At 69.1% G+C, this 22,389-nt stretch carries 24 protein-coding genes; 12 read left to right on the forward strand and 12 right to left on the reverse strand.

Going from position 1 to position 22,389, the window contains the following annotated elements:
• Positions 1–7 precede the first annotated feature (7 nt).
• Positions 8–382 (forward strand): DUF742 domain-containing protein, encoded by a 375-nt coding sequence (locus tag NI2_RS19125; RefSeq protein ID WP_067492470.1) that lies wholly within the window; start codon positions 8–10, stop codon positions 380–382.
• Positions 363–965: a GTP-binding protein gene (locus NI2_RS19130; protein WP_174550224.1), complete on the forward strand. Its 603-nt coding sequence runs from the start codon at positions 363–365 to the stop codon at positions 963–965. The genes NI2_RS19125 and NI2_RS19130 overlap by 20 nt, the downstream gene beginning before the upstream one ends.
• Before the next feature lie 49 nt (positions 966–1,014).
• Here NI2_RS19130 and NI2_RS19135 read toward each other — a convergent pair whose 3' ends face one another.
• Positions 1,015–1,557, reverse strand: coding sequence for a hypothetical protein (locus NI2_RS19135; protein ID WP_067492472.1), 543 nt, complete (start codon positions 1,555–1,557; stop codon positions 1,015–1,017).
• On the reverse strand, positions 1,554–1,832 hold the full coding sequence (locus tag NI2_RS19140) for a helix-turn-helix transcriptional regulator (protein ID WP_067492474.1): 279 nt from the start codon (positions 1,830–1,832) through the stop codon (positions 1,554–1,556). The genes NI2_RS19135 and NI2_RS19140 overlap by 4 nt, the downstream gene beginning before the upstream one ends.
• Before the next feature lie 83 nt (positions 1,833–1,915).
• On the opposite strand from NI2_RS19140, the gene NI2_RS19145 reads away from it, so the two are divergent.
• On the forward strand, positions 1,916–3,412 hold the full coding sequence (locus NI2_RS19145; protein ID WP_067492476.1) for an acetyl-coenzyme A carboxylase carboxyl transferase subunits beta/alpha: 1,497 nt from the start codon (positions 1,916–1,918) through the stop codon (positions 3,410–3,412).
• A gap of 92 nt (positions 3,413–3,504) precedes the next feature.
• Positions 3,505–4,359 carry an aldo/keto reductase gene (locus NI2_RS19150; protein WP_067492478.1) on the forward strand — a complete coding sequence of 285 codons (855 nt, stop codon included), beginning with the start codon at positions 3,505–3,507 and terminating at the stop codon, positions 4,357–4,359.
• Here the strand turns inward: NI2_RS19150 and NI2_RS19155 are convergent.
• On the reverse strand, positions 4,340–5,458 hold the full coding sequence (locus NI2_RS19155; protein WP_067492480.1) for an NAD(P)-binding domain-containing protein: 1,119 nt from the start codon (positions 5,456–5,458) through the stop codon (positions 4,340–4,342). The two genes, NI2_RS19150 and NI2_RS19155, sit on opposite strands and share 20 nt — an antisense overlap.
• Before the next feature lie 91 nt (positions 5,459–5,549).
• Between NI2_RS19155 and NI2_RS19160 the strand changes: the two genes are divergently transcribed.
• The 5 genes from NI2_RS19160 (at position 5,550) to NI2_RS34765 (ending at position 10,293) form a co-directional block, all read left to right on the forward strand.
• Positions 5,550–6,278, forward strand: a complete 729-nt coding sequence (locus NI2_RS19160) for an enoyl-CoA hydratase (RefSeq protein ID WP_067492584.1) — start codon at positions 5,550–5,552, stop codon at positions 6,276–6,278.
• A complete protein-coding gene (locus NI2_RS19165; RefSeq protein ID WP_067492482.1) occupies positions 6,278–7,411 on the forward strand; it encodes an MBL fold metallo-hydrolase in 1,134 nt (377 codons plus the stop codon). Before NI2_RS19160 ends, NI2_RS19165 begins: the two co-directional genes overlap by 1 nt.
• 60 nt (positions 7,412–7,471) lie before the next feature.
• The gene (locus tag NI2_RS19170) at positions 7,472–7,720 is read left to right on the forward strand and encodes an antitoxin (protein ID WP_067492586.1); all 249 of its coding nucleotides are present in this window, start codon (positions 7,472–7,474) and stop codon (positions 7,718–7,720) included.
• A 51-nt stretch (positions 7,721–7,771) separates the two neighbouring features.
• A complete protein-coding gene (locus NI2_RS19175) occupies positions 7,772–10,039 on the forward strand; it encodes an ATP-dependent DNA ligase (protein WP_067492484.1) in 2,268 nt (755 codons plus the stop codon).
• Positions 10,040–10,113: 74 nt separating this feature from the next.
• Positions 10,114–10,293, forward strand: coding sequence for an antitoxin (locus NI2_RS34765; protein WP_225281792.1), 180 nt, complete (start codon positions 10,114–10,116; stop codon positions 10,291–10,293).
• 79 nt (positions 10,294–10,372) lie between these two features.
• Here the strand turns inward: NI2_RS34765 and NI2_RS19185 are convergent, their stop codons facing one another.
• From NI2_RS19185 to NI2_RS19195, 3 genes are all read right to left on the reverse strand, one after another.
• Positions 10,373–11,008, reverse strand: coding sequence for a DUF8020 domain-containing protein (locus tag NI2_RS19185; protein WP_067492488.1), 636 nt, complete (start codon positions 11,006–11,008; stop codon positions 10,373–10,375).
• A gap of 211 nt (positions 11,009–11,219) precedes the next feature.
• Positions 11,220–11,960: an energy-coupling factor transporter transmembrane component T family protein gene (locus tag NI2_RS19190; RefSeq protein ID WP_067492490.1), complete on the reverse strand. Its 741-nt coding sequence runs from the start codon at positions 11,958–11,960 to the stop codon at positions 11,220–11,222.
• On the reverse strand, positions 11,957–14,050 hold the full coding sequence (locus tag NI2_RS19195) for an ATP-binding cassette domain-containing protein (protein WP_084476529.1): 2,094 nt from the start codon (positions 14,048–14,050) through the stop codon (positions 11,957–11,959). Before NI2_RS19195 ends, NI2_RS19190 begins: the two co-directional genes overlap by 4 nt.
• 95 nt (positions 14,051–14,145) lie before the next feature.
• Here NI2_RS19195 and NI2_RS19200 point away from each other — a divergent pair, with 95 nt between their 5' ends.
• Together NI2_RS19200 and NI2_RS35195 are read left to right on the forward strand one after the other, a co-directional pair.
• Positions 14,146–16,227, forward strand: coding sequence for an ATP-binding protein (locus tag NI2_RS19200; RefSeq protein WP_243749838.1), 2,082 nt, complete (start codon positions 14,146–14,148; stop codon positions 16,225–16,227).
• A 108-nt stretch (positions 16,228–16,335) separates the two neighbouring features.
• Positions 16,336–16,938 carry a hypothetical protein gene (locus NI2_RS35195; protein WP_243749839.1) on the forward strand — a complete coding sequence of 201 codons (603 nt, stop codon included), beginning with the start codon at positions 16,336–16,338 and terminating at the stop codon, positions 16,936–16,938.
• 21 nt (positions 16,939–16,959) lie between these two features.
• On the opposite strand, the gene NI2_RS19205 is transcribed toward NI2_RS35195, so the two are convergent.
• Complete coding sequence (locus NI2_RS19205) at positions 16,960–18,138, reverse strand: acyl-CoA dehydrogenase family protein (protein WP_067492492.1); 1,179 nt, start codon at positions 18,136–18,138, stop codon at positions 16,960–16,962.
• A gap of 88 nt (positions 18,139–18,226) precedes the next feature.
• Complete coding sequence (locus NI2_RS19210) at positions 18,227–19,006, reverse strand: metallophosphoesterase (protein WP_067492494.1); 780 nt, start codon at positions 19,004–19,006, stop codon at positions 18,227–18,229.
• 275 nt (positions 19,007–19,281) lie between these two features.
• Here NI2_RS19210 and NI2_RS19215 point away from each other — a divergent pair, with 275 nt between their 5' ends.
• Positions 19,282–19,824: a DUF4333 domain-containing protein gene (locus tag NI2_RS19215; RefSeq protein ID WP_133733955.1), complete on the forward strand. Its 543-nt coding sequence runs from the start codon at positions 19,282–19,284 to the stop codon at positions 19,822–19,824.
• Here the strand turns inward: NI2_RS19215 and NI2_RS19220 are convergent.
• From NI2_RS19220 to NI2_RS19235, 4 genes are all read right to left on the reverse strand, one after another.
• Positions 19,814–20,581: an RluA family pseudouridine synthase gene (locus NI2_RS19220; protein ID WP_084476531.1), complete on the reverse strand. Its 768-nt coding sequence runs from the start codon at positions 20,579–20,581 to the stop codon at positions 19,814–19,816. The two genes, NI2_RS19215 and NI2_RS19220, sit on opposite strands and share 11 nt — an antisense overlap.
• A 184-nt stretch (positions 20,582–20,765) precedes the next feature.
• Complete coding sequence (locus NI2_RS19225) at positions 20,766–21,074, reverse strand: PIN domain-containing protein (protein WP_208115339.1); 309 nt, start codon at positions 21,072–21,074, stop codon at positions 20,766–20,768.
• The gene (locus tag NI2_RS19230; RefSeq protein WP_084476532.1) at positions 21,071–21,313 is read right to left on the reverse strand and encodes a ribbon-helix-helix domain-containing protein; all 243 of its coding nucleotides are present in this window, start codon (positions 21,311–21,313) and stop codon (positions 21,071–21,073) included. Before NI2_RS19230 ends, NI2_RS19225 begins: the two co-directional genes overlap by 4 nt.
• A 55-nt stretch (positions 21,314–21,368) precedes the next feature.
• A complete protein-coding gene (locus NI2_RS19235) occupies positions 21,369–22,355 on the reverse strand; it encodes an adenylate/guanylate cyclase domain-containing protein (protein WP_067492499.1) in 987 nt (328 codons plus the stop codon).
• Between the last annotated feature and the right edge of the window lie 34 nt (positions 22,356–22,389).

Raw genomic sequence — 22,389 nt, forward strand, 5'->3', positions numbered from 1 at the left:
TGGTGGGATGGACATAGACGATCACCGCATGGGAAGCGCCGAGCCAAGCCTCGTTCGCCCTTACTCGTTGACTTCCGGCCGTACCCGGCCGGCAGTCGAGTTGGCGTTGGAGGCTCTCGTTGCCTCGCATCCGGTCGCCATGGAGCGGCAGTTCGAACTGAACAACCTCGAAACGTCCATCGTGGAGTTGTGCAGACAATCGCCGTCCGTCGCCGAGATAGCCGCCCAACTGCGCATCCCCATCGGGGTTGCGCGGGTACTGGTGGCCGACCTCATCGAGGCCGGTCATGTTCGGGTCTCGGCGACTTTGAAAGACGATTCCAGCGACGATGAACGTCGCGAGCTGATCGAAAGGGTTCTCAGTGGACTCCGGCGTATTTGATTCGACGGCGCAGGTCGACACCCGCACGAGCAAGCCGACTTCGGCGAAGATCGTTGTTGCCGGTGGCTTCGGTGTCGGTAAGACCACGTTGGTCGGTGCGGTGTCGGAGATCGTTCCGCTGCGCACCGAGGCGTTGGTGACCAATGCCAGTGCTGGAATCGACAACCTCACCGGCATTCCGCAGAAGTCGACCACCACGGTGGCCATGGACTTCGGCCGGATCAGCCTCGCCGACGACCTGGTCCTGTACCTGTTCGGTACGCCGGGCCAGTACCGGTTCTGGTTCATGTGGGACGACCTCATCCGCGGCGCCATCGGCGCCGTGGTGCTGGTCGACACCCGCAGGCTGGAGGACAGCTTCGCGGCCGTCGACTACTTCGAGGCACGTGGCCTGCCGTTCCTGGTGGCGCTCAACGAGTTCGACGACGCACCGAAGTACCCGCTCGAGGACATCCGCCAGGCCCTCGCGGTCCCCGCGGATGTCCCGATCATGTCGATCGACGCCCGCCGCCGCGAGCCGGCCAAGCAGGCACTGGTCTCGCTCACCGAATACGCGCTGCGCAAGGTGATGCAGGGCTACTGATCGGCGGGTGGGGCTGCGTCGATGAAGGCCGCAGCCCCGGTCTCACCCGTCAGGGTTCCGGTTCGGGATCGGGACGGGTCCAGCCGATGATCATCGCGGGCGCGCAACCGCCCGCCATGATCGCTGCCAGCAGCATGAGTCCCCCCGCGTAGGCGGTGCGATACGCATCGGCTTCGGGGTCGATAGCGCTTGCCCCGATCAGGAAGAACAGACCCGGCAGGGTCAACGACTGGGTGAGCGCGAGGCCGACCGAGCGGGCTTTGTTGCGCTCGGCGATCTCGAATTCGTCGAGCATCTGTTCCGGCGCGTAATCCTGTCCGCCGCTGGCGATTCGCAGCATGGTCCAGGCGGGCAGGAACAGCAGGAGCGAGATCGTCGCGATCACGACCGGCACGACCTGCAGGTCGAACCCGCACAGCACGCCCGCGATCGCCACTCCGGCAAGCGCGGTCACGGTGCCGATCACCAGTAGCCGCCGACGTCGTTGCGGTCGCCAGCTTTTCAGCATGCCCGCCGTGCGCTGTTCCTGCACGAGCCAGCGCCGCACCCGATAGTCCTGATAGCGGTCGATCAAACCGGTCGCGCTGGTCATGACGTGCCTTTCGTCGTTCGTGGATACACCTCGGCCGAGAGCGGGCCGAATTCCGTGCGGGAGAAGACCGCCTCCACCGGCAGGGCGAACACGTCGCAGATGCGCAGCGCCAGGTCGAGGCTCGGGTAGTGGTCGCCGCGCTCGAGCGCGCCGATCGTCTGGACATTGACATTCACCGCGTCGGCCAGGGCCGCCCGGCTCATCCGCTGTTCGGCGCGCAGCACCGCGATGCGGTTGTAGATCGGGAGGGTTTCCCCTCGTCTTACTGGGCTCACACAACATAGTGTTGTAAAAACCCAACATTCTGTCAAGGCTATCCGCGATACCGTGATCGCCCGGCTACGCTCTGCTCGTGCAGATGTCGGCGAATGAGGTGATCGCGCGGCTGCTCGACGTCGATTCGTTCGTGAGCTGGGATCGCCCACCGATCGGGCGCGCCGCTTCGCCGCGCTACCGCCAGGAGCTCGTCGACGCGAGCCGCCGGGCGGGCACCGACGAATCGGTGCTCACCGGCGAGGGTCTGCTGCGCGGGCGGCGGGTGGCCGTGATCGCCTGTGAGTTCGGGTTTCTCGCCGGGTCGATCGGAGTGGCGGCGGCCGAGCGGATCGTCGAAGCGGTGGAGCGCGCGACCGAACTCGGGCTGCCGCTGATCGCCTCGCCGACCTCGGGTGGCACCCGGATGCAGGAGGGCACAGTCGCTTTCGTGCAGATGGTGAAGATCGCCGGTGCGGTCGCCGTGCACAAGGCTGCGGGCATTCCGTATCTTGTGTACCTGCGTAATCCGACGATGGGCGGCGTGTTCGCGTCGTGGGGATCGCTGGGTCACATCACCTTCGCCCAGCCGGGTGCCCTCATCGGCTTCCTCGGGCCGCGCGTGTACGAAGCGTTGTACGGCAAGGCGTTTCCGCCCGGCGTGCAGACCGCCGAGAACCTCTACCGCAACGGTGTGATCGACGGGGTGGTGCCGATCGAGGTCTTCCGCCGGATCGCGCATCGCGCGTTGAGTGTGTGCGCGGGCCTGCCGCTTCCGTTGTCCGCCGAGCCGGGTTGGGCTGCGCCCGTGCGTAATCCGGGAATCCCGGCGAATCCCGCGGCCACAGCATGGGATTCGGTGCTCAGCACCCGGCGCCCCGGCCGCCCGGGCATTCGTGACCTGCTTCGCCATACCAGCCAACGGGTTCCGCTGTCGGGCACCGGTCAGGGCGAAACCGACCGCACCGTCCTGCTCGCCCTCGCCCGGTTCGGCGGACAGCCGTGCGTGGTGTTCGGGCACGACCGATCCGGCCGCCTCGAGGAGCAGACGATGAGCCCCGCCGCGCTGCGCGAGGCCCGCCGGGCCATGGCGCTGGCGGGGGAGTTGCGGTTGCCGTTGGTCCTGGTGATCGACACCGTCGGCGCCGCGTTGTCCAAGGAGGCGGAGGAACGTGGTCTGGCGGGCGAAATCGCCCGCTGCCTGGCCGATCTCGTCACTCTCGACACCCCGACGGTCTCGGTGCTGCTCGGTCAGGGCACCGGCGGTGGCGCCCTCGCCCTGCTCCCCGCCGATCGGGTGCTCGCCGCGCGGCACGGCTGGCTCGCGCCGCTGCCGCCGGAGGGGGCCAGTGCCATCGTCTTCCGCGATATCGAGCATGCGCCGGAACTCGCCGCGGCCCAACGCATTCGCTCCGCGGATCTCCTCGAGGACGGCGTGGTGGACCGGATCGTTGAGGAGTATCCCGAAGCCGCCGACGAGCCGGTCGCCTTCGCCCGCCGCGTCGTCCTGGCGATCGCCGAGGAACTGGCCGCCCTGCGCACCCACCCACCCGAGGAACTGCGCACGCTGCGGCTGGCCCGCTACCGCCGCATCGGCCGGTGAAAAACCGACCTCCGCCCCGGTTCGCACACCTGGGGAAACACGCGAGGTCGCGTCGTTGACGCCACCGGCAACCACTTCTACCCTTCGGTAGGGTGACCTTCCGCAGCGAAAGCAGTCCTGTTCCCACCATCGTGCTCAACGATGGGAACGTCATACCGCAGCTCGGCTTCGGTGTGTTCCAGGTGCCGGAGGAAGACGTCACCACTGTGGTCGCCGAGGCGTTGAAGGTCGGTTACCGCAGTATCGACACGGCCGCGATCTACGGAAACGAGGAAGGCGTAGGTCGCGCGATCCGTGCCTCGGGGATTCCCCGCGACGAGATCTATGTGACAACCAAGCTGTGGAACTCCGAGCAGGGCTACGACAGCACGCTGCGTGCGTTCGACACCAGCATGCAGCGTCTCGGCCTGGACTATCTCGACCTGTACCTGATCCATTGGCCGGTGCCGAAGGCCGGTCGTTTCGTCGATACGTTCCGGGCTTTCCAGGCGTTGAAGTCGCAGGGCCGGGTGAAATCCATCGGTGTCTCGAACTTCCGGATCCCCGATCTGGAGCAGGTGATCGCCGAGACCGGCGAGATCCCCACCGTGAACCAGATCGAGCTGCATCCCACCCTCGCCCAGCCCGAACTCCGCGCCTTCCATGCGAACAACGCCATCGCCACCGAGGCGTGGAGCCCGCTCGGGCAGGGCACCCTGCTGGACGATCCCACCATCGTGAGCCTGGCCGAGGAGCTCGATCGCACGCCCGCGCAGGTCATCATCCGGTGGCACCTGCAGCTGGGCAATATCGTCATCCCGAAGTCGGTGACGCCCTCGCGCATCGCGGAGAACTTCGACGTGTTCACCTTCGAACTCGGCGCCGCCGCGATGGCCGCGATCAACCGCCTCGATCGGGGCACCCGGGTCGGCCCCGATCCGGCCACCTTCAGCGCCGGTCTGGACTGATTCCCAGGTAGTCGCTCAACTCCCGGGCGGCCGCCCGGCCTGCCCGGTTGGCGCCGATCGTGCTGGCCGACGGCCCGTAGCCGATCAGGTGCACGCGGGGGTCGACCGCGACCTGGGTGGCCAGACGGCCGGTCATCGTGATGCCGCCGCCGGGCCCGCGCAGTCGCAGCGGCGCCAGATGGTCGAGGGAACTGCGGAAACCGGTCGCCCACAGAATCACGTCGGCGGGCTGGAAAGTGCCGTCGGACCAGCGCACGCCAGTCGGCTCGATTCGTTCGAACATGGGCAGCCGGTCGAGTACGCCTCGGTCGCGGGCCGCGCGCAGCCGGTCGTCGAGCGGCAGCCCGGTCAGCGACACCACCGAGCCCGGCGGCAGACCACGGCGCACCCGGTCCTCCACCGCGGCCACCGCCGCGCGCCCGTCCGCTTCGGTGAACGGTGTCTCGCGCCAGCGCGGCTCGGTCCTGGTCACCCAGGTCGTCGAGGTGACCCGGGAGATCTCGTCGAGTAACTGCACCGCCGAGATACCGCCGCCGACGACGATCACGTGCTTGTCCGCGAATTCGTCGGGACTGCGGTAGTCGCGCGTGTGCAGCTGACGTCCGGCGAAGCTGTCGGCGCCCGGATAGCGCGGGATGAACGGGTGTTCCCAGGTGCCGGTGCCGTTGATCAGCCCGCGCGTGCGCAGTGTTCCGGCACTGTCGGTTTCGACCTGCAGCACCTCACCGCGTCCGGCGCAGCTCTGCCCGTCGGCGGTCCGGTCGCAGACCACCCGCACCGAAACCTGACGGCGAACCCGCAGGTCGAACCGCTTCTCGTAGAGCTCGTAGTAGTGCGGGACGGCAGTCGCGGCCGGTGCCGAGGACGACCCGGGCGGCAGGGTCTCGGCGAACGACATGCCGGGCAGGTCGTGCACCCGGTTCACGGTGGTCAGGGTTAGTGAGGGCCAGCGGAACTGCCAGGCACCGCCCGGTCCCGGCGCGTGGTCGACGATGAGGAAGTCGCGTTCGGGCACCAACCCCAGCCGGCGCAGGTGATAGCCCGCCGACAGCCCGGCCTGGCCCGCGCCGATCACCACGATGTCGAAGTCGGTTCCCACAGCCGCCGATGGTATGCCTTACCGGGCGCCGACCGCTGACTGTGGCAGAGTGAAGACAACCACGTGATCCGGTACTTCTGTGGAGGAATTCATGCTCGGCGTGACCCGCGATGGCGACGTGATCACCATCGAACTGCAGCGCGAACAGCGGCGCAACGCGCTCAACGAGGAGCTGGTCGCCCAGCTGCGCACCGCCATGCTCGAGGCCGTCGACCAGGGGGCGCGCGTCATCGTGCTCACCGGCCGTGGCCCGATCTTCAGCGCGGGCGCCGACCTGTCCGGTGTGTACTCCGAGACCTTCCTGACCGGTCTGCTCGACATGCTGCACACCATCGAAAGCCTTCCGGTGCCGGTCATCTCGGCGATCAACGGTGGCGCGATCGGCGCGGGTGTGCAGCTGGCGCTCGCCTCGGACCTGCGGGTGATCGAGCCCGACGCCTACATCGCGGTGCCCGCCGCCAAGCTCGGCATCTCGGTGGACCGCTGGACCGTCGCGCGGCTGGCCGCCCTGATCGGCGGCGGCCCGGCCCGCACCATCCTGCTCGGCGCCGAAACCGTCAGTGCCGCAGACGCTTACGCGTTCGGCTTCGCCAACAAGATCGGTACCGTCGCCGACGCCAAAGCCTGGGCCAAGTCGATCGCCCAACTCGCGCCGCTGTCGCTGCGGGCCATGAAGCTCATGCTCAACGACGACGGCACCCGCGCACCGGCCAGCGAGCAGCTGGAGACGGCACTGTCGGCGGCCTGGACCAGCGACGACGCGCAGGAAGGCCGGCTGGCCCGGCAGGAGAAGCGCCCGGCGAAATTCCAGGGGCGCTGATGAATCCGGCACGGGTCGCGGGTTCGGTGGCGAGTGCGCTCGGGCTGGCCTGGGTGGCGCGTGCCGTGTGGGGGCTGCCGAGGGCACTCGGCGCCGGGCCGTCGGAGATCGCGCCGACGGCGCTCGGCAAGTCGTCGTATCGGGACGGCCGTTTCCACAACACCGAGGCCAGCGCGATGATCGCGGCCGGTTCGGCGGCCTCGCTGGTGTGGTCGGGACTCACCCAGGGGCGGGTCGGGCGGCCGAGGCGGCCGGTGCCGCTGGTGACGCCCGACGTACCCGAGCAGGCGGAGGAACTGGCCGTCACCTGGTACGGGCACGCGAGCGCGCTGATCGAACTCGACGGGTACCGCGTGCTGACCGACCCGGTGTGGAGCGAGCGGGTCTCGCCGTCGCCGGTGATCGGGCCTGCCCGATTGCATCCGGTGCCGGGCGCGCTGTCCACCCTGCCGAGGGTCGACGCCGTCGTCATCTCCCACGACCACTACGACCACCTCGACAAGCCGACCGTCGACGAGTTGGTCCGCGCCCAGCGAGCGCCGTTCGTGGTCCCGATGGGAATCGGCGCACACCTGCGGCTGTGGGGCGTTCCGGACGACCGCATCATCGAATTGGACTGGGGTGGTTCGGTTTCCCTCGGCCACAAGGCGGGCGCCCGTGGATTGACCATCACCTGCGCGGAGGCCCGCCACTTCTCCGGCCGCGGCCTTAATCGCAACACCACCCTGTGGGCGTCGTGGGCGCTGGCCGGACCGACCAAGCGGGTGTATTTCGGCGGCGACACCGGGTACACGAAGGCGTTCGCGCAGGCCGGGGCGGTGCTCGGACCGTTCGACCTCACCCTGCTCCCGATCGGCGCCTACGACGAGCGCTGGACCGATGTGCACATGACCCCCGAGGAAGCGGTGCGCGCGCACGCGGCCCTGTGCCTCGGCGACCCCGGCTACGGGCTGCTCGTCCCGATTCACTGGGCCACCTTCAACCTGGCCTTCCACGGCTGGGCCGAACCGGTGCACCGGCTGGTGTCGGCGGCCGCCGCGGCCGCAACCGCGATCGCGGTGCCCAAGCCGGGTGAGCGGGTGGTTCCGAATGACCTCCCACCACGGGTTTCGTGGTGGGAAGATGTGGAGTGAACCTTTCGGCTTAGTGCAGCGATGGGCGATCGCGCGAAACTGGGAAAGGAACATCGGCAGATGAGTCTCGTGGACACCTTGAAGGGCTTGCTCGGTAAGGGCAAGGAGGCCGCCGCGCAGAACGCGGACAAGATCAACGATGCGGTCGACAAGGCAGGCACCTTCATCGACGACAAAACCAAGGGCAAGTACAGCGACAAGATCGAGAAGGGCAAGGAAGCCGCCAAGAAGGCCGTGCCCCCGCAGCAGCCGGGCTCGGGACCTGCCACGGGCGGCACCACCCCGACCGATCCGGGGCCGAAGGCCTGATCCGGTGCGCGGGGGCCGCGACGACGCGGCCCCCGCCGCCGGGCCACGTCGATGGTCCGCCGCGAGTTCCGTGGTGCGCCGGGTGAACCGGATGTCGAGGTCGAGCTCAGCAACCTCGACAAGGTGTTGTACCCGGCCACCGGAACGACCAAAGGTGAAGTGATCGCCTACTATTCGGCGATCACCGATGCCATCGCGCCGCATATCGCCGGTCGTGCGGTCACCAGGAAGCGGTGGCCCAACGGGGTGGATCACCCCGATTTCTTCGAGAAGAACCTGCCCGAGCACGCGCCCGCGTGGTTGCACCGCGCCGCGCTCGAGCATTCCAGCCGCCGGGTGGTGTACCCGCTCATCGATTCCGAGGCGGCGATGGCCTGGCTCGGGCAGCAGGCGGCGCTGGAAATCCATGTGCCGCAATGGCGTTTCGAGGCCGGCGAGCGCGGTCCGGCCACCCGCATCGTGTTCGACCTCGATCCCGGGCCGGGCGCGGGCCTGGTCGAATGTGCCACGGTGGCGCTGGCCGTGCGCGACATGGTCGGGGAGATCGGCATGCGCGCCTTTCCGGTGACCAGCGGCAGCAAGGGAATTCACCTCTACGTGCCGCTGGACCGGCCGGTGAGTTCGCGCGGCGCGTCGACGGTTGCCAAACAGGTGGCGACGAATCTGGAGAAGCTGCACCCCGACCTCGTCACCGCGACGATGGCGAAGTCGGCGCGGGGCGGCAAGGTGTTCCTCGACTGGAGCCAGAACAACGCCGCCAAGACGACCATCGCGCCCTATTCGCTGCGCGGACGCACCGAGCCCAATGCCGCCGCACCGCGCGACTGGGCCGAGATCGCGGACGCGAAGTCGTTGCGGCAGTTGCGTTTCGACGAAGTGCTCGGCCGCTGGAAAGCCGACGGCGACCTGCTGGCCGACCTCGACCCACCGCTGCCCGCCCGTCCCGACTCGCTCACCAAGTACCGCAGCATGCGCGACCCGGGGCGCACGCCGGAACCGGTCCCCGCCACCGCCCCCGAGCGTGGTGGCGACGACCGGTTCGTGATCCAGGAACACCACGCCCGCCGCCTGCACTGGGATGTGCGCCTCGAACGCGACGGCGTCCTCGCCTCCTGGGCCGTCCCGAAGGGCCCGCCGACCGAGCCGAAACACAACCGCCTGGCCGTGCGCACCGAGGACCATCCGCTCGAATACCTCGACTTCCACGGCACCATCCCCAGGGGCGAGTACGGCGCCGGGGAGATGACGATCTGGGATTCGGGCACCTACCGCACCGAGAAGTGGCGCGACGACGAGGTGATCGTCGAGTTCGACGGCAAGAAGGTGCGCGGTCGCTACGCCTTCATCCAGACCAAGGGCGACCAGTGGCTGATGCACTACATGCGCGACCAGGGCGCCCGTGAAACGCTGTCCGACAACGGTTCCCGGTCGTTTCCGCACGGCTTGTCGCCGATGCTCGCGACCGCCGGGGACGTGGAGTCGTTGCAGCCCGCGGAGTGGGAGTTCGAGACCAAGTGGGACGGGTTCCGGGTGATCGTCGAGATCGACGACGGCACCGTCACCGTGCGCAGCAGGCGCGGCAACACTGTCACCGCCCGGTACCCGCGCCTGGCCGCGCTGGCCGCCGAACTGGCCGGGCACCGCGTGGTGCTCGACGGAGAGGCGGTCGTTTTCGACGACAGCGGGCTCTCGGATATCTCCGCGCTCCAGGCGGATTCGGCCCGCGCGATCTTCGTCGCCTTCGATGTCCTCTACCTCGACGGCACCTCGCTGCTCCGCAAGAAATACAGCGACCGCCGGGTGGTCCTCGAGGCATTGGGACAACTGGCGCCCTCGATGCGGATCTCCGAACGACTCGGCGGTTCCGGGGCCGAGGCGATGGAGCAGAGCCGTGAACAGGGACAGGAGGGCGTGGTCGCCAAGCGCGTCGACTCGGTGTATCAGCCGGGCAAACGCAGCCAGACCTGGATCAAACAGCGCAACTGGCGATCCAGGGAGGTGGTGATCGGTGGGTGGCGGTCGAGCGCGGCCCGCCCGTTCAAGTCCTTGCTCGTCGGTATTCCGCACGACGACGACTTCGTCTACGTCGGCCGGGTCGGCACCGGGTTCGATTCCGAACAGCAGCGCCGCATCGCCGAGCAGCTGCAACGCCTGCGCCGCAAGACCTCACCGTTCACGAACGAGATGACAGCGGAGGAGATCAAGGACGCCGAGTGGGTCACGCCGAGCGTCACCGGCATCGTGCGCTTCCAGGCGTGGACCGATACGGGACGCCTGTGGCATCCGATCTGGGACGGTGTGACAAGTTCGCCACGATGATGCTCGCGCGTGAAAGCTGCGCTGTTGCTAGGGTGATCGCGTTGTACCCGGTTCGAATCAGCGAGGAGTACGCGGTGGATTTCAAGAACCTGGCGGACAAGGCGATGGGCCTTGCCTCCCAGCACGCCGACAAGGTCGACGACGTCATCGAGAAGGCCGGTGACGTGGTGGACAACAAGACCGGCGGCAAGTTCGCCGGTCAGGTGGATTCGGCTCAGGAAGCGGCGAAGAACGCGCTGCGCGACAAGGCCTGAGGCCGACGGCGGGCCGGCCGCCACCGGCCCGCCGGACCAACGCGCTGAGAGTTTGCTCCCAGCGCGTTGCCTGCGGGGATTACCCGGTCTGCGCCCAGCGGGTGGTGCCCGGGGGAGCGGTCAAGGTGTTGATCAGGTCGATGCCCGCGACGATCAGGGTGGGCCCACCGGCGACGATGGTGCCGATGATCGCACCGACGGACGCACCGGTGATGAGGCCCGGCAGTGCGCCGACGCCGCCCGCGGCCGCGCCGACGACGAGGCCGATCACCGCGCCGATGGCCATGCCGACGAAGCTGCCGATGGCGGTGGCCAGGCCGAAAGTCGAGGCGAAATTAGCCTGCGCCGCATAGTTTTCCGAGGGCGAGGCGACGGGGGTGAGGTTCGGGCGCGCGGTGGCAGCGTCCTTCACAGCCGTCAGTTCGAGCTTGCGGCCCTCGTCGCTGACCGCGTGCGGCAGCGGGTACTCGAGGGCGCCGTCGCGCACCGAAAGCGGCAGCGACAGCAGGGTGGCGCCCGCTTCGTCGCGGACCTGGACGGCGTCGTCGGTGAGGGTGAAGGTGCCGTGCGTGAGGGTGGTGACAACAGTGTTGCCGACGAGTTCGGTGCGGTACTCGACGCTCGGCGGCACGGGTTCGGCGTTCGCGACGCCGGTGCCGACGAGTGCTGCCGCGAGCACCGGAATGGCGACCGCGGCGATCTTACGGATGATCATGTGAACATTCCCATCTGGTTTTCATCAGGAGACGTGCCCAAACGAAGGCGCCGCGTTCGTTGCTTCCCCCGAGAAGCGAGCGTCGGCACGTGAAAGCGGTCCAGCTCGGTTGTCGATTGAACGCTAGTCGTCTCGATGGTGTCTCACAGAGGAATTCAGATTTTAAACATGAAATTCCTCATAGATATACGCTATGAGGAGCCGTGCTCGTTCACAGTGCGGCGTTGAGCCCGAGCGCACCCGCGCAGACCGCGAAAACGATCACGAGGGCTACGGCATCGCGCCTGGTCGGGGCGCTGGGATGGGCCGTGAGCATGCCCGTGCCACCACGCGCGGTGATGGCCTCGGCCAGCTCGCCCGCCCGCCGCGACGACACCGCCATGCACGCGGTGAGGATGTCGATGAGTGGATTCGCGTCGGAGGCGCGATGCAACAGGCTCTCCTTGGGGCGCAGCTTGCGAGCCGCGCGCAGCACCCGGATCTCGTCGAGCAGCAGCGGCAGCCCGCGCAGGGTGAGCGCGACGACCACCGCCCACTCGTCGACCGGCAGCCGCAGCTTGCGCAGCGGGGCGCCGAGCTTGGCCAGCGCCGGGGCCACCTCGCCCATCGGGGTGGTGAACGCGATCAGCAGCGAGGCCGCGACCAGTACTAGGCCGAACACGACCACCTGTGCGTAGACCAGCACCCCACGCGCTCCGTTGGGGATGTTGACCAGCGCGCCGAGCAGGATCAGTCCCCAGAACCACAGCGGCAGGCGCGGCAGCGCGCCCAGCGGAATCCTGGCCAGCACGGCGATCGCGATCAGGAACGCGATGATCACGCCGAGCACCGGCCACGCGGGCCAGAACATGAGCAGCAGGCTGATGGTGAACGCCGCGATCATCTTGGTGCCGGCCCACAGGCGGTGCACCACGCTGTCCACGGGTACCTCGCGCAACAAAACGGTGCTCATCGGGCCACTCCGTTCCCCGGTTCGTTGCGTGAATTGTCCAGTCGCCACAGCGGTTCGGTGTGCGCGGCGACAGCGCCCACGGTCTGGCGCGCGGTCTCGACGATCACCCCGGAATCCAGGTGGACGGTGCGATCGCACACCACCGACACATCGGCCACATCGTGGGAGATCACGATCAGGGTGAGGCCCGAATCACGCAGGCGGGCAAGCAGTTCCACCACTTCGGCGCGGCCCTGCGGGTCGAGTCCGGCCAGCGGTTCGTCCAGGACGACGACCTGGGGATGGCTGGCGACCATCGCCGCGAGCACTACCCGTTTGGCCTGACCGCCGCTGAGTTCGTCGACCGAGCGGGCCGCGAAGGCCCGGTCGAGGCCGACCGCGTCGAGCGCGCGGCCCACCGCGCCGGAACCGGTGGCCTTGCCGCCCCAGTCGGCGATCTCCTCGCCGACCGTCTGCTTCTGCAGTTGCAGGCGGGAATGCTGGAACGCCAGGGTGACGCGACCGATCTGCTTGTCGACCGGGGTGCCGCGCAGTTCGCAGCGGCCCTCGCTCGGGGCGATCAGGCCGGCGATGATCCAGGCCAGCGTCGATTTGCCCGACCCGTTGCCGCCGACCACGAGCAGTGCCTCGCCGCGGCGCACCGACAGGTCGACACCGTGCAGGGCCGGTGCCTCCCACGGTGTGCCCCGGTTGTAGGTGTGGCGCACGTCGGTGAGCTCGAGGATGGGTTCGCCCATCGGGGCCCGGCGCCGGTCGCGGGCCGGCTGCGGCCAGGCCGCGAGCCGGTCGACCATGCGGCCCTGCGCCAGGTGGATCACCCGGCCCGCGGCGCTCGCGTCGGCTTCGTGGTGGGTCACCAGGACCACGGCGGTGCCGTGCCGCTCGGGCAGCCGGGCCAGCAGGGCGACCAGGTCGCGGCGGCCGTCCGGATCGATCATCGAGGTGGCCTCGTCGGCGATCAGCAGGGCCGGGCGCCGGGCCAGGGCCGCGGCGACGGCGAGGCGCTGCTGCTGGCCACCGGAGAGGGTGGCGGTTTCGCGGCGGCCCATGCCGTCGAGGCCGACCTCGGCGAGCAGTGCGTCCACGTCGACCTGGGCGGCGAGTTCGGGCGGCAGGCCCCACACCACGTCGTCGGCGACGGAGACACCGAGGGTCTGGCTCTCGGGGCGTTGCAGCACCAGCGCGGTGCCGCCGAGTTTGCCGAGGCCCGCGGAGCCCGGCCGGTCGACGGCGCCGGAGGTCGGTGGTCTGCCCGCGAGCACCCGGGTGAGCGTGGATTTGCCCGACCCGTTGTGCCCGACCACGGCGACGAACTCGCCGGGCCGGATGGTGAGGTCGATATCGGCGAGCGCATCGGTGACGGCTCCCGGATACCGGAAACCGACGCCGTGCAGGGAGACGGGCAGCGGCGCGATCTGCCGGTCGTCCTCGGGTGCGTCGAGGCGGTCGCTGCCCGGCAGCCACCGCAGCCGGTCGAGCACCGAGCCGAGCACGAACCAGGAGACGACGGTGCTCACGAATACGCCGAGCGCGACCGAGCCGCCGATGTAGAGCCACCACCAGCGCAGCACGGCCTCGGTGGCCTCGGTCGCCATCCGGCCCAGCGGTTCGAGCTGCGCCTGTCGTTCGGCGAGGTTGTTGATGCCCTCGGCGGTGCTGCGGATGGCGTCGAAGAACAGCTGCCTGGTCCGGGCGAACAGCAGGAGGCTCGCCACAGAGAACAGCCCCCAGCCGAGGCCCGCGACCAGCCCGAGCGCCAGCACGGCGGCGAATCCGCCACCTCGTCGTTTGACGATGCCGACGATCCCGGCGATCGTCGCGGCGCCGAGCACCCCGAGCGCGGGCATGATCCCCGCTGCCACGAACGTCACCAGTCCGGCGGCGACGGTCGCGGTGACCAGCGCCCGCAGCCGGTACCGGTGGGCCAGCAGCCCGAGCGGAACGGCCGCGACCAGCTGCAACGCGGCCGCCATCGGCACCAGCGACCCCACGGTGATGAGGCCGACGGTGAGCCCCGCCATCACCGCCCCGGTGGCCAGCTCGATGGGACGCAATGGTCCGCGAGGAAGATCCGCGGGCTTGTGATTCACGTGTCCAGTCTGCCAGGGGGTTGCCCCACCGGGATATGCGCGGCGTGTGGATTGTGTGTGGATCCGGTGGGCACCCGTGGTCGTAGGCTTGGTCGGTGCACGAAGACAGCCGCTCGGAGCGTTTCCACTGCGCGGTGCTCGGGCCGCTGCGAGTCCACGCTCCCGGCGGCGACGAGGTGACGCCCGCGGGGGTGTTGCCGAGGCGGCTGCTGGCGCTGCTGCTGCTCCGGCGTGGTGCGGTGGTGTCCTCGGACGCGGCGATCGAGCTGTTGTGGCCGGGCGAACGGCCGAGCAATCCGGCGGCGGCCCTGCACAACCATGTGTCCCGGTTGCGCCGGGTGCTCCCGGAAGCGATCGCTTCGGCCGGTGACGGGTATCGCCTGGATCCGGGCCGGGTACTGGTCGATGCCGACGAACTCGCCGCGATCCTCGACAGCGGCGGCTCGGCCGAGGAGATCCTGCGCCGCTGGGTGGGGCCCGCCTACCCGGAACTGGACATGGTCGACGACGCGCGCGCTGAATCGGCGCGGCTGGAGGAACTGCGGGTGCGGGCCGTCGAGTCCGAGACGGCCCGCCTGCTGGCCGAGGGACGCACCGACGGTGTGGCGGCTCGCCTGCGCGCGCTGGTCGACGAGTATCCGCTGCGAGAGCACCTGCGCGCCTTGCTGATCGACGCGCTCGCCGCCACGGGCAGGCCCGCCGACGCCCTGCGTGTGTACGACGAATTCCGCAGGCTGCTGGCAGCCGAACTCGGCACCGAGCCGTCGCAACCGTTGCGGGACAGGTACCGGCAGTTGCTCGCCGGCGAGGTGGAAACCGGTGCACCCCAGCCACTTCCGCTGTCGGTGACGCCACTGATCGGCCGCGACGACCTGCTCGCGGAGGCACGCGCGGCGCAGGCAGGCCATCGCCTCCTGACCCTCGTGGGCCCCGGCGGGGTCGGCAAGACCCGTGTGATGCTGGAGCTGGGACGTGGGCACGCCGGCTCGCCGGTGGTGTGGTGCGAACTCGCCGCGACGGATGTAGACGGTGCGGTCGCGGCGGTCGCCGCCGCACTTGCCATCGATGTGCGCCCCGGCATCCCGCTCGGCGAACGCATCGCCGGTGTGATCGGCGAGTCGGAAATGCTTGTACTCCTTGACAATTGCGAGCACGTCGTCGAGCCGATCGCCGCGCTGGTCGAGCTCCTGCTCAGCCGCTGTCCGCACGTGCGGATCGTCGCGACCAGCCGCGAGCGGCTGCGGGTGGCCGGTGAGCAGGTTCGCCGGGTGCCGCCGCTCGCGGTCGGTGACGGCTCGCCCGCCGTCGCCCTGTTCCTCGAACGGGCCGCCTCGGTCACCGGCGACCTGCGGCTCGAACCCGCTGCCCTCGCCCGGATCGGTGGCATCGTGTCCCGGCTCGATGGGCTGCCGCTGGCCATCGAGCTCGCCGCGGCCCGGATGTACTCCCACGACGTGGCGGAGATCGCGGCCGGACTCGACCGCCAATTCGATTTCCTCTCGGCCGGATACCGCACCGCGACCAGGCACGGTTCGCTCGCCGCAGCCGTCGCGTGGTCGGTAGATCTGCTCGATCGCCCACTGCGCGAGACGTTTACGAGCCTGTCGGTGTTCGCCGGACCGTTCGATGTGGCGGCGGCCGCCGCCGTCTGCGATATCGAGCTCGGTGTCGCGGCCGACAGGTTGACCGCGCTCACCGAACGCTCACTCGTCCTGCGCGCGCCCGGTCGTCGCTACGCGTTGCTCGAAACCCTGCGCACCTTCGGCCGCACCGCGCGTGCCACCGCAGACGACGGCGCGGGGGCTCGCCACGCCGCCTACTTCGTGGACTGGGCGGAACGGACCTGCCGGGAGCTCGCCGACTCGGCCACCGCCATCGCCCGCGTCGACGACACGATCACCGAACTCCACCGTGCCCTGCACTGGCTCCTCGACCACGGCGACACCCCTCGCGCCGCCCGTCTCGTCGCCGCCCTGATGGACTACGGCCTGCTCAGGCTCCGCCCCGACGTCCTCGCCTGGTCGGAGTTGGTACTCGCCGCCGAGCCCGAGCCGACCGGCCGGCTCGCTGCCGAGGTGCTGGCGGCCGCGGCGTACGCCCGGTGGATGGCCGGTGACCTGCCCGGCGCCTACGATCGCGCCGGCCGGGCCCTCGCCGCCTGCGACGACCCGCCTTAAAACGCCTACGGTGCATACGGCGTCTGCGAACTGTTCTCGGGGCGGTTCGAGGAGTCCGCACAGTGGTATCGCCGTGCTTCGGAGATTCCCGGCCGCGAGGTGCCCAATATGGACAGCGCGACGTGGACGATGCTGCTCGGCTACGCGGGTGACCCGAGCGTCGGTCAGCGCTCGGCGGAGCTGGCCGCCGCGACGATCGTCTCCCCGTACACGGCCTACAACCTCTACTGCGCCGGTGAGGCTGTCCTCGATGTCGATCCGGATCGGGCGCGCGGTCTGCTCGACCGTGCCCTGCGGATGGCCGAGGCGACCGGCACCACCTTCGTCACCGGCGTCGCTGGTGCGTCGCGGGCCTCGCTCGACGTGCGCTCGGGTCGCACCGCCGAGGCGGCGGCCGCCTATCCGGCCCTGTTGCGCGCCTGGCAGCGGGCGGGCATGTGGTCCACCCAGTGGGTGATGCTCCGGGCGATCGCGCTGCTGCTCGAGCAACTCGGCCGCGCACAACGAGCGGCCGTGCTCGACGGCGCGATCCGCGCCGCCACCGCCGAAGCACCGCTCGGTTCGGACCGCGAGGTGCTCGACCAGTTGTCGAAGCGATTGCGCGACGAACTGGGCGCGGACCTCTTCGAGCAGGCCCGGCGCTTCGGTGCGAGCCTCGGCAACGACGCGCTGATCGGCTACACCCTCGCGGCCCTCGGCCCGCAGGCTTGAAAGTGCCTGCGGGCCCGCGGATCACCAGCGCGGCTGTTCGTCGATGATGCCGAGCACCGCCTTGCCGACCATCTCGTGGGTCAGCGCGTCGTTGCCGGGATGAAATCCCCCGCAGCGCACATCGCGGTAGAGGCGTTCGAGCTCGTTGCCCGCGAACATGCCCGCTCCGCCCACTACATCGAGCGCGGTGTCCACCACTCGTTTGGCGCCTTCCACTGCCCGCCATTTCATCGAGTAGACCTTCGGCACCCAGTCGGCGCCGTGATCGGTACCGGCCACCCAGTCGGCGGTGAAACCGGTCAGGACGGCAGCGGCGGCGTCGAGTTCCAGATACATCGTGGCGATCTGGTGCTGCACGAACGGGTTGTAGGCGTAGGCGCCGCGCTCGATCGCCATCGACTTCTTGTTCCGCGCGTGGGCCACCGCCAGTTCCGATGCGCGGTCGGCGATGCCGAGGTAGACGGCACCCATGAGCGCCAGCGGCCACATCGTCATCCCCACCAGGAACGGGTGATCCGCATCGCCTGCGGGCACCACGCAGCCGACCCGGCTGTCGGGGACGAACACCTCGTCGAGCCGGGTGTCGTAGCTCTGCGTCGCCCGCATGCCGAGGGTGTCCCAGTTCTCGACGACGACGGCGCCCTCGGAACCGCGTTTCACGAAGGCATGCACCACTTTCGGGCCACCCTCGGCATCGACGTCGAGGGCGTGCGCGCCGAGCCACGACCACGCCGGTCCGTTGGAACCGAACTGTTTGCGCCCGGTCAGCCGGTAACCGCCGTCGACGCGGCGCGCCTGACAGGTGGACAGCAGCACCGGAATGTCGTTGCCCGCCTCGGCATGCCCCGCCGCGAACACCTCGCCCGCGAGGGCCGCGGTGTAGATCCAGTCCACCGAATCGTCTCCCGCCCTGGCCATTTCGTTGGCGATGCCGATCCAGTAGGAGTGCATCGTCATCGCCAGCGCGGTGGCGGGGGCGTAGCGGGCGAGGCGTCGTTGACTCGCCGCGAGCTGGGCCAGGTCGAGACCCCACCCGCCGCGCTCGGCCGGAACCGCCGCGGCGAGGTAGCCGATACCGCGCAGCTCGGCGAGGTCCTCGGCGAAGTAGGTGTTGGTGCGGTCGTGGCCCGCGGCGCGGGCCCGGAACCGTTCCAGCATGTCGATCGGGATGTTGCGGGTTTCGCTGATGGTCTGGGTCATGCGGCCACTGTCCGGGCAGGCCCTGTCACCGCGCTGTCATTCGCTGTCACGGCCGCCCACCGGCCCGCGCGTGGGCGGCCGCGCCGGTTCAAATCAGCGGCTCCGCCAGCCAGCCGCCCATCGCCACCGTGCGGAAATGGGTTGTCAGAGCGTGGTTTTCGTCGATGACATGCAGCGCGATGGCCGGGTCGGGCGCGTAGTCCATCACGCGGTGCGGCGGGGTGATCTCCCATTCGCCGCCGAGGACCGAGGCGGTGCTCGGGCCGGTGATCATCGGCTTGCCCGCGAAGGTGGTGGCGATGGGGGAGTGGGCGTGGCCGGTGAGGACGCCGATGATGCGCTGGTCGCCCGCGACGATGGCGGCCAGGCGACCGGGATCGGCCAGGGCGATCACGTCGACGATCGGGCTGAACAGGTGGTTCGGCGGGTGGTGCAGGGCGATGAGGATCGGGCCGTCGGCGGGCGCCTCGGCCAGGGCGGCGCGTAGCCACGTGTACGTGTCCTCGGACAGCGCACCGCTCGGCTCGCCGGGGATGCTGGAATCGAGCATGAGGATCGTCAGCGGGCCGACGCGGTTGGCGCTGTTGATGGGGGCCGTGGAGGCGGGCTCGCCGAGCAGGCCGGTGCGGAAGTTCGCGCGGTCGTCGTGGTTGCCGGGGAGCAGGTAGACCGGGATGTCGGCGGTCAGGGCCAGGCGCGCCTCGGCGTACTGCTCGGGTCTGCCGGAATCGGTGATGTCGCCGGTGACGAGGATGACGTCGGGCCTGCGCGGCAGGTCCGCCAGATAGCCCATCACCGCCTCGACCCGTTCGGTATTGCGTGCGCTGAGGTCGAAATGGGTGTCGCTGAGCTGAGCCGCCAGGATCATCGGCAGTCGCTTTCTTCTCTGGGATCGCTCCGTTGCGTCAGAGTGCGCCGGGATGACTCATCGGCACCCTTCAAGGCTAGATGACCTGCGCTTATTCGTCTGCATGAGCCCTACCACGGACCGAAACCCATCGGCTGGTCTGTGTGCGTTTTCACCGCGCGGAAGCTCGCGTTCTCCTGCGCGAATCAGCCTGTTGTAGTAAGTGTATTCCGCTGAGTGGGATCGGATGTTTGCTCGCCCGGCCAACCGGTTCGCGGCCTTGTAGCGTCACCGGCGTGTCGATTTCTCGTACCGCGCCTCGCCCCGTGTTCCGGGTCGTGTTGAGCGCCTTGGTTTTCCCCCTCGCGCTGGCCGGATGCAGTGGTTTCATCTCGATCGGCGGTCCCGATTACGAGGCTCTGGAGAAGGAGATCGCCACCGAGCTCGACAAGGCCTACGCGCCGATCTCGCGCAAGGTCGAATCCGTGAAGTGCCCGCGTCTGGCCGACGAACCGGCTACGGGCGACACCTTCATCTGTGTGGCCAAGGTCGAGGACAAAGAAGTGCGCGTGGATGTGCGGGTCGAGGACGGCGAAGGCTCGGTGGAGTACAAGAGCCGCGATATCGCGTTCGACCTGGCGGCGACCGCGGCCGACATCAGCACCGAAGCCTCGAACCAGCTCGGTTTCGCGGTGACCGTCGACTGCGGTCAGGGCCTGAAGATCGCCGAGGTCGGCAGCACCTTCACCTGTACGGCGGTCGAGGCCGAGGGCGATACGGCGACCGTCGTGGTCACCGCGCGCAACGACGGCAGCAGCAGCTGGGAGATCACCGGGTAGCACCGGTGCGGCGGTCGGCCTCGGCGAGCAGGTGCGCTGCTTCGTCGGGGTCGGTGGTGAACGGTGCCCAGAAGTCGGGGCCCGGGGTGGCGCGCAGGTCGAGGACCGGTGGGGTGAGCCAGTCGGCGTCCAGTCGCAGCCGCCAGGAGTGCAGGTGAGTGCGGGGGAGGGCGGCGGTGCGGTCGAACAGGGGGTCGCCCAGGATCGGGTGGCCGGTCCAGGCGAGCTGCACGCGGATCTGATGTCGTCGCCCGGTCACCGGTCGCAGGGCGAGCAGGGCTCGATCGTCCTTGCGCGCGACGGTGGTGAACCTGGTGAGCGAGGGGTAGTTCTTGGCGGGCAGCAGGTCGGCGTCGTCGACGAACCAGCGTTCGCCCTCGCGGCGGATCGCCTCGCGCGGCGCCGCGATCCGCACCCGGTTCTTGCGTCCCACGCTCAACGGCAGGTCGAGTTCGCCCTGGTCGGGTAGGTCGTCCCCGGACACGATCGCCAGATAGGCCTTGCGCGCGGTCTGCTTGTTGAACTGGCGGGTGAGCTGCCCGTGCGCCGCCAGATCGGTCGCCAGCAGCACCAGCCCGGAGGTCACCTTGTCGATCCGGTGCACCGGGTACACCTGCGTCCCCGCCGCCTTCGCGATCTCGACCAGATCGGTGTCGTGCCGCTCCCCGGTCACCGAAATGCCCGACGGCTTGTTCAGCGCCACCACCGCGTCATCGGCGAACACCGTGTACGCCTCGCGCACACTCAGCCAATCCATCTCCACCACAACACCCTAGAGAACGGTGTCGGGCCTCCGAGGGACACCTGCCGCATCCGCTAGATATCGGCGGGAAGAATGCGAAAGGCGTCGATGCCGTGAGTCAACGGCTCTATCGCGCGAAAGTCACGCTGATCGAGGGTGAAGACGGTGTCGGTGCGGAACTTGTCTGCCAGCACGACCCCTACGGCGTCGGCCAGATCCAGCCGTAGCCCTTCGTATTGGATCGAATCGTCTGAGCCGCGGCCAGATCCACATGCTTCAGCTCGGCGAGCCGATAGCGTCCGTCGATCATGCGGCCCATCAGCGATTCGATCACCTGCATGGCCGCGGGGAAGCCGAGGTCTCGGTGGACGAGGTGGTCCAGTTCGGTCAACACCAGCGGCGAGATCACGAGCGTCTCGGTTTCCATCACTTCGACCGCCTGCGCATGCTCCTCTTGATCTGCATCGAAGGCGGCGAACAAGGTCGACGGGTCGGCGACAATGATCACCGGCGCGCCGCTTGCTGCTTGATATGGGAGTACACATCGTCATCCATCTCGTCAGCGGTGCGAGACCGGCCGCTGCGGAAGACGGGGAGTGGCGCGTTCTGCTTGGGGCGATCGGAGGTGTCGAGCAACATGGCGATGCCGCGACGGATGAGTTCCGCCTTGCTGACACCGGTAGCGGCCGCTTCCGCGTCGAGGCGCATCTCCAGCGCCTCGGGGAGATACACGGTCGTCTTGTTCATGCCACATATGGTGCCACCCAATCGGGTGGCGACAGTATTCTCTACGCGCGCTTCTCTACGCGCGGCGGAGGCGGTGGGGGCGCAGGCGGTTGAAGCCGCGGACGCGGACGCTGCGCAGGTGACGGATGGCGAATTCGGGGTGGTCGGCGAGGGCTTCGGCGGCGGCGTCGTCGATGAGGATGTTGGCGGGGCGGGCGACGCCGGTGAGGCGGGCGGCGATATTGACCACCGAGCCGTACAGGTCGCCGAAGCGTTGCAGCACCTCACCGTAGGCGAAGGCGACGCGCAGTTCGGGGGTGCCGCCGACGAGCATGGTCGACTCCTGGATGGCCAACGCGATCCGGGCCGCGTCGACCGCGTTCTCGGCGGCGAACATCACCTCGTCGCCCACGTTCTTGATCACCCAGCCGCCGTTGTCGGTGATCGCGGCGGTGGTGGTCGACTCGAAAGCCTCCAGCAGCGTGGACAATTCGTCGGGATGCAGGTGCCGGGTGAGCCGGGTGAAACCGACCATGTCGGCGAAACCGACGGCCAGGGTGCGGGTGGATCCGTCCCCGGCGTCGTCGATGGAACGGGCGATGGCGGCCACCAGATGCCTGCGCCACACATACGCCTGCAACTGCTCGACCTCGGCGAGCGTGTCCTCGGCGGCTGCCCTGATCCGCTCGGCCACGGGCAGGGCGGGATCGGCCGCCTCCGCGCGGACCTCGACCTCGGCGAGCACCAGGTCGGCCTGCCATTCCGCCAGCCGCGCCAGGCCCTGACCGATGGTGCGCGCCGCCGCCGCCTGCTGCCGGAGATTCGACGCCGCAACCACTTTCATGCCGCGGAAGGTGCTGACCGAGTCGATATCGATCTGGGCGTAGTCGACGGCTTCCTCGGAGTTGGCGGGGAAACCGAGTGCCGTCCACAGCCGTCGGGATTCGCTCTCCGGTACGCCGGAGAGCTCGGCCACCTGGGTCCGGTTGAACCGTCGTGGGCCGCCCAGTAGCGCCTCCTCGACGATGCGCTGTACCAATTCGGTCATCTCGGGCTCCGACATACCTGAAACTTTACGGCCACCGGCCGTACACCCG

The organism is Nocardia ignorata NBRC 108230, assembly GCF_001612905.1.
Taxonomy (GTDB): Bacteria; Actinomycetota; Actinomycetes; order Mycobacteriales; family Mycobacteriaceae; genus Nocardia; species Nocardia ignorata.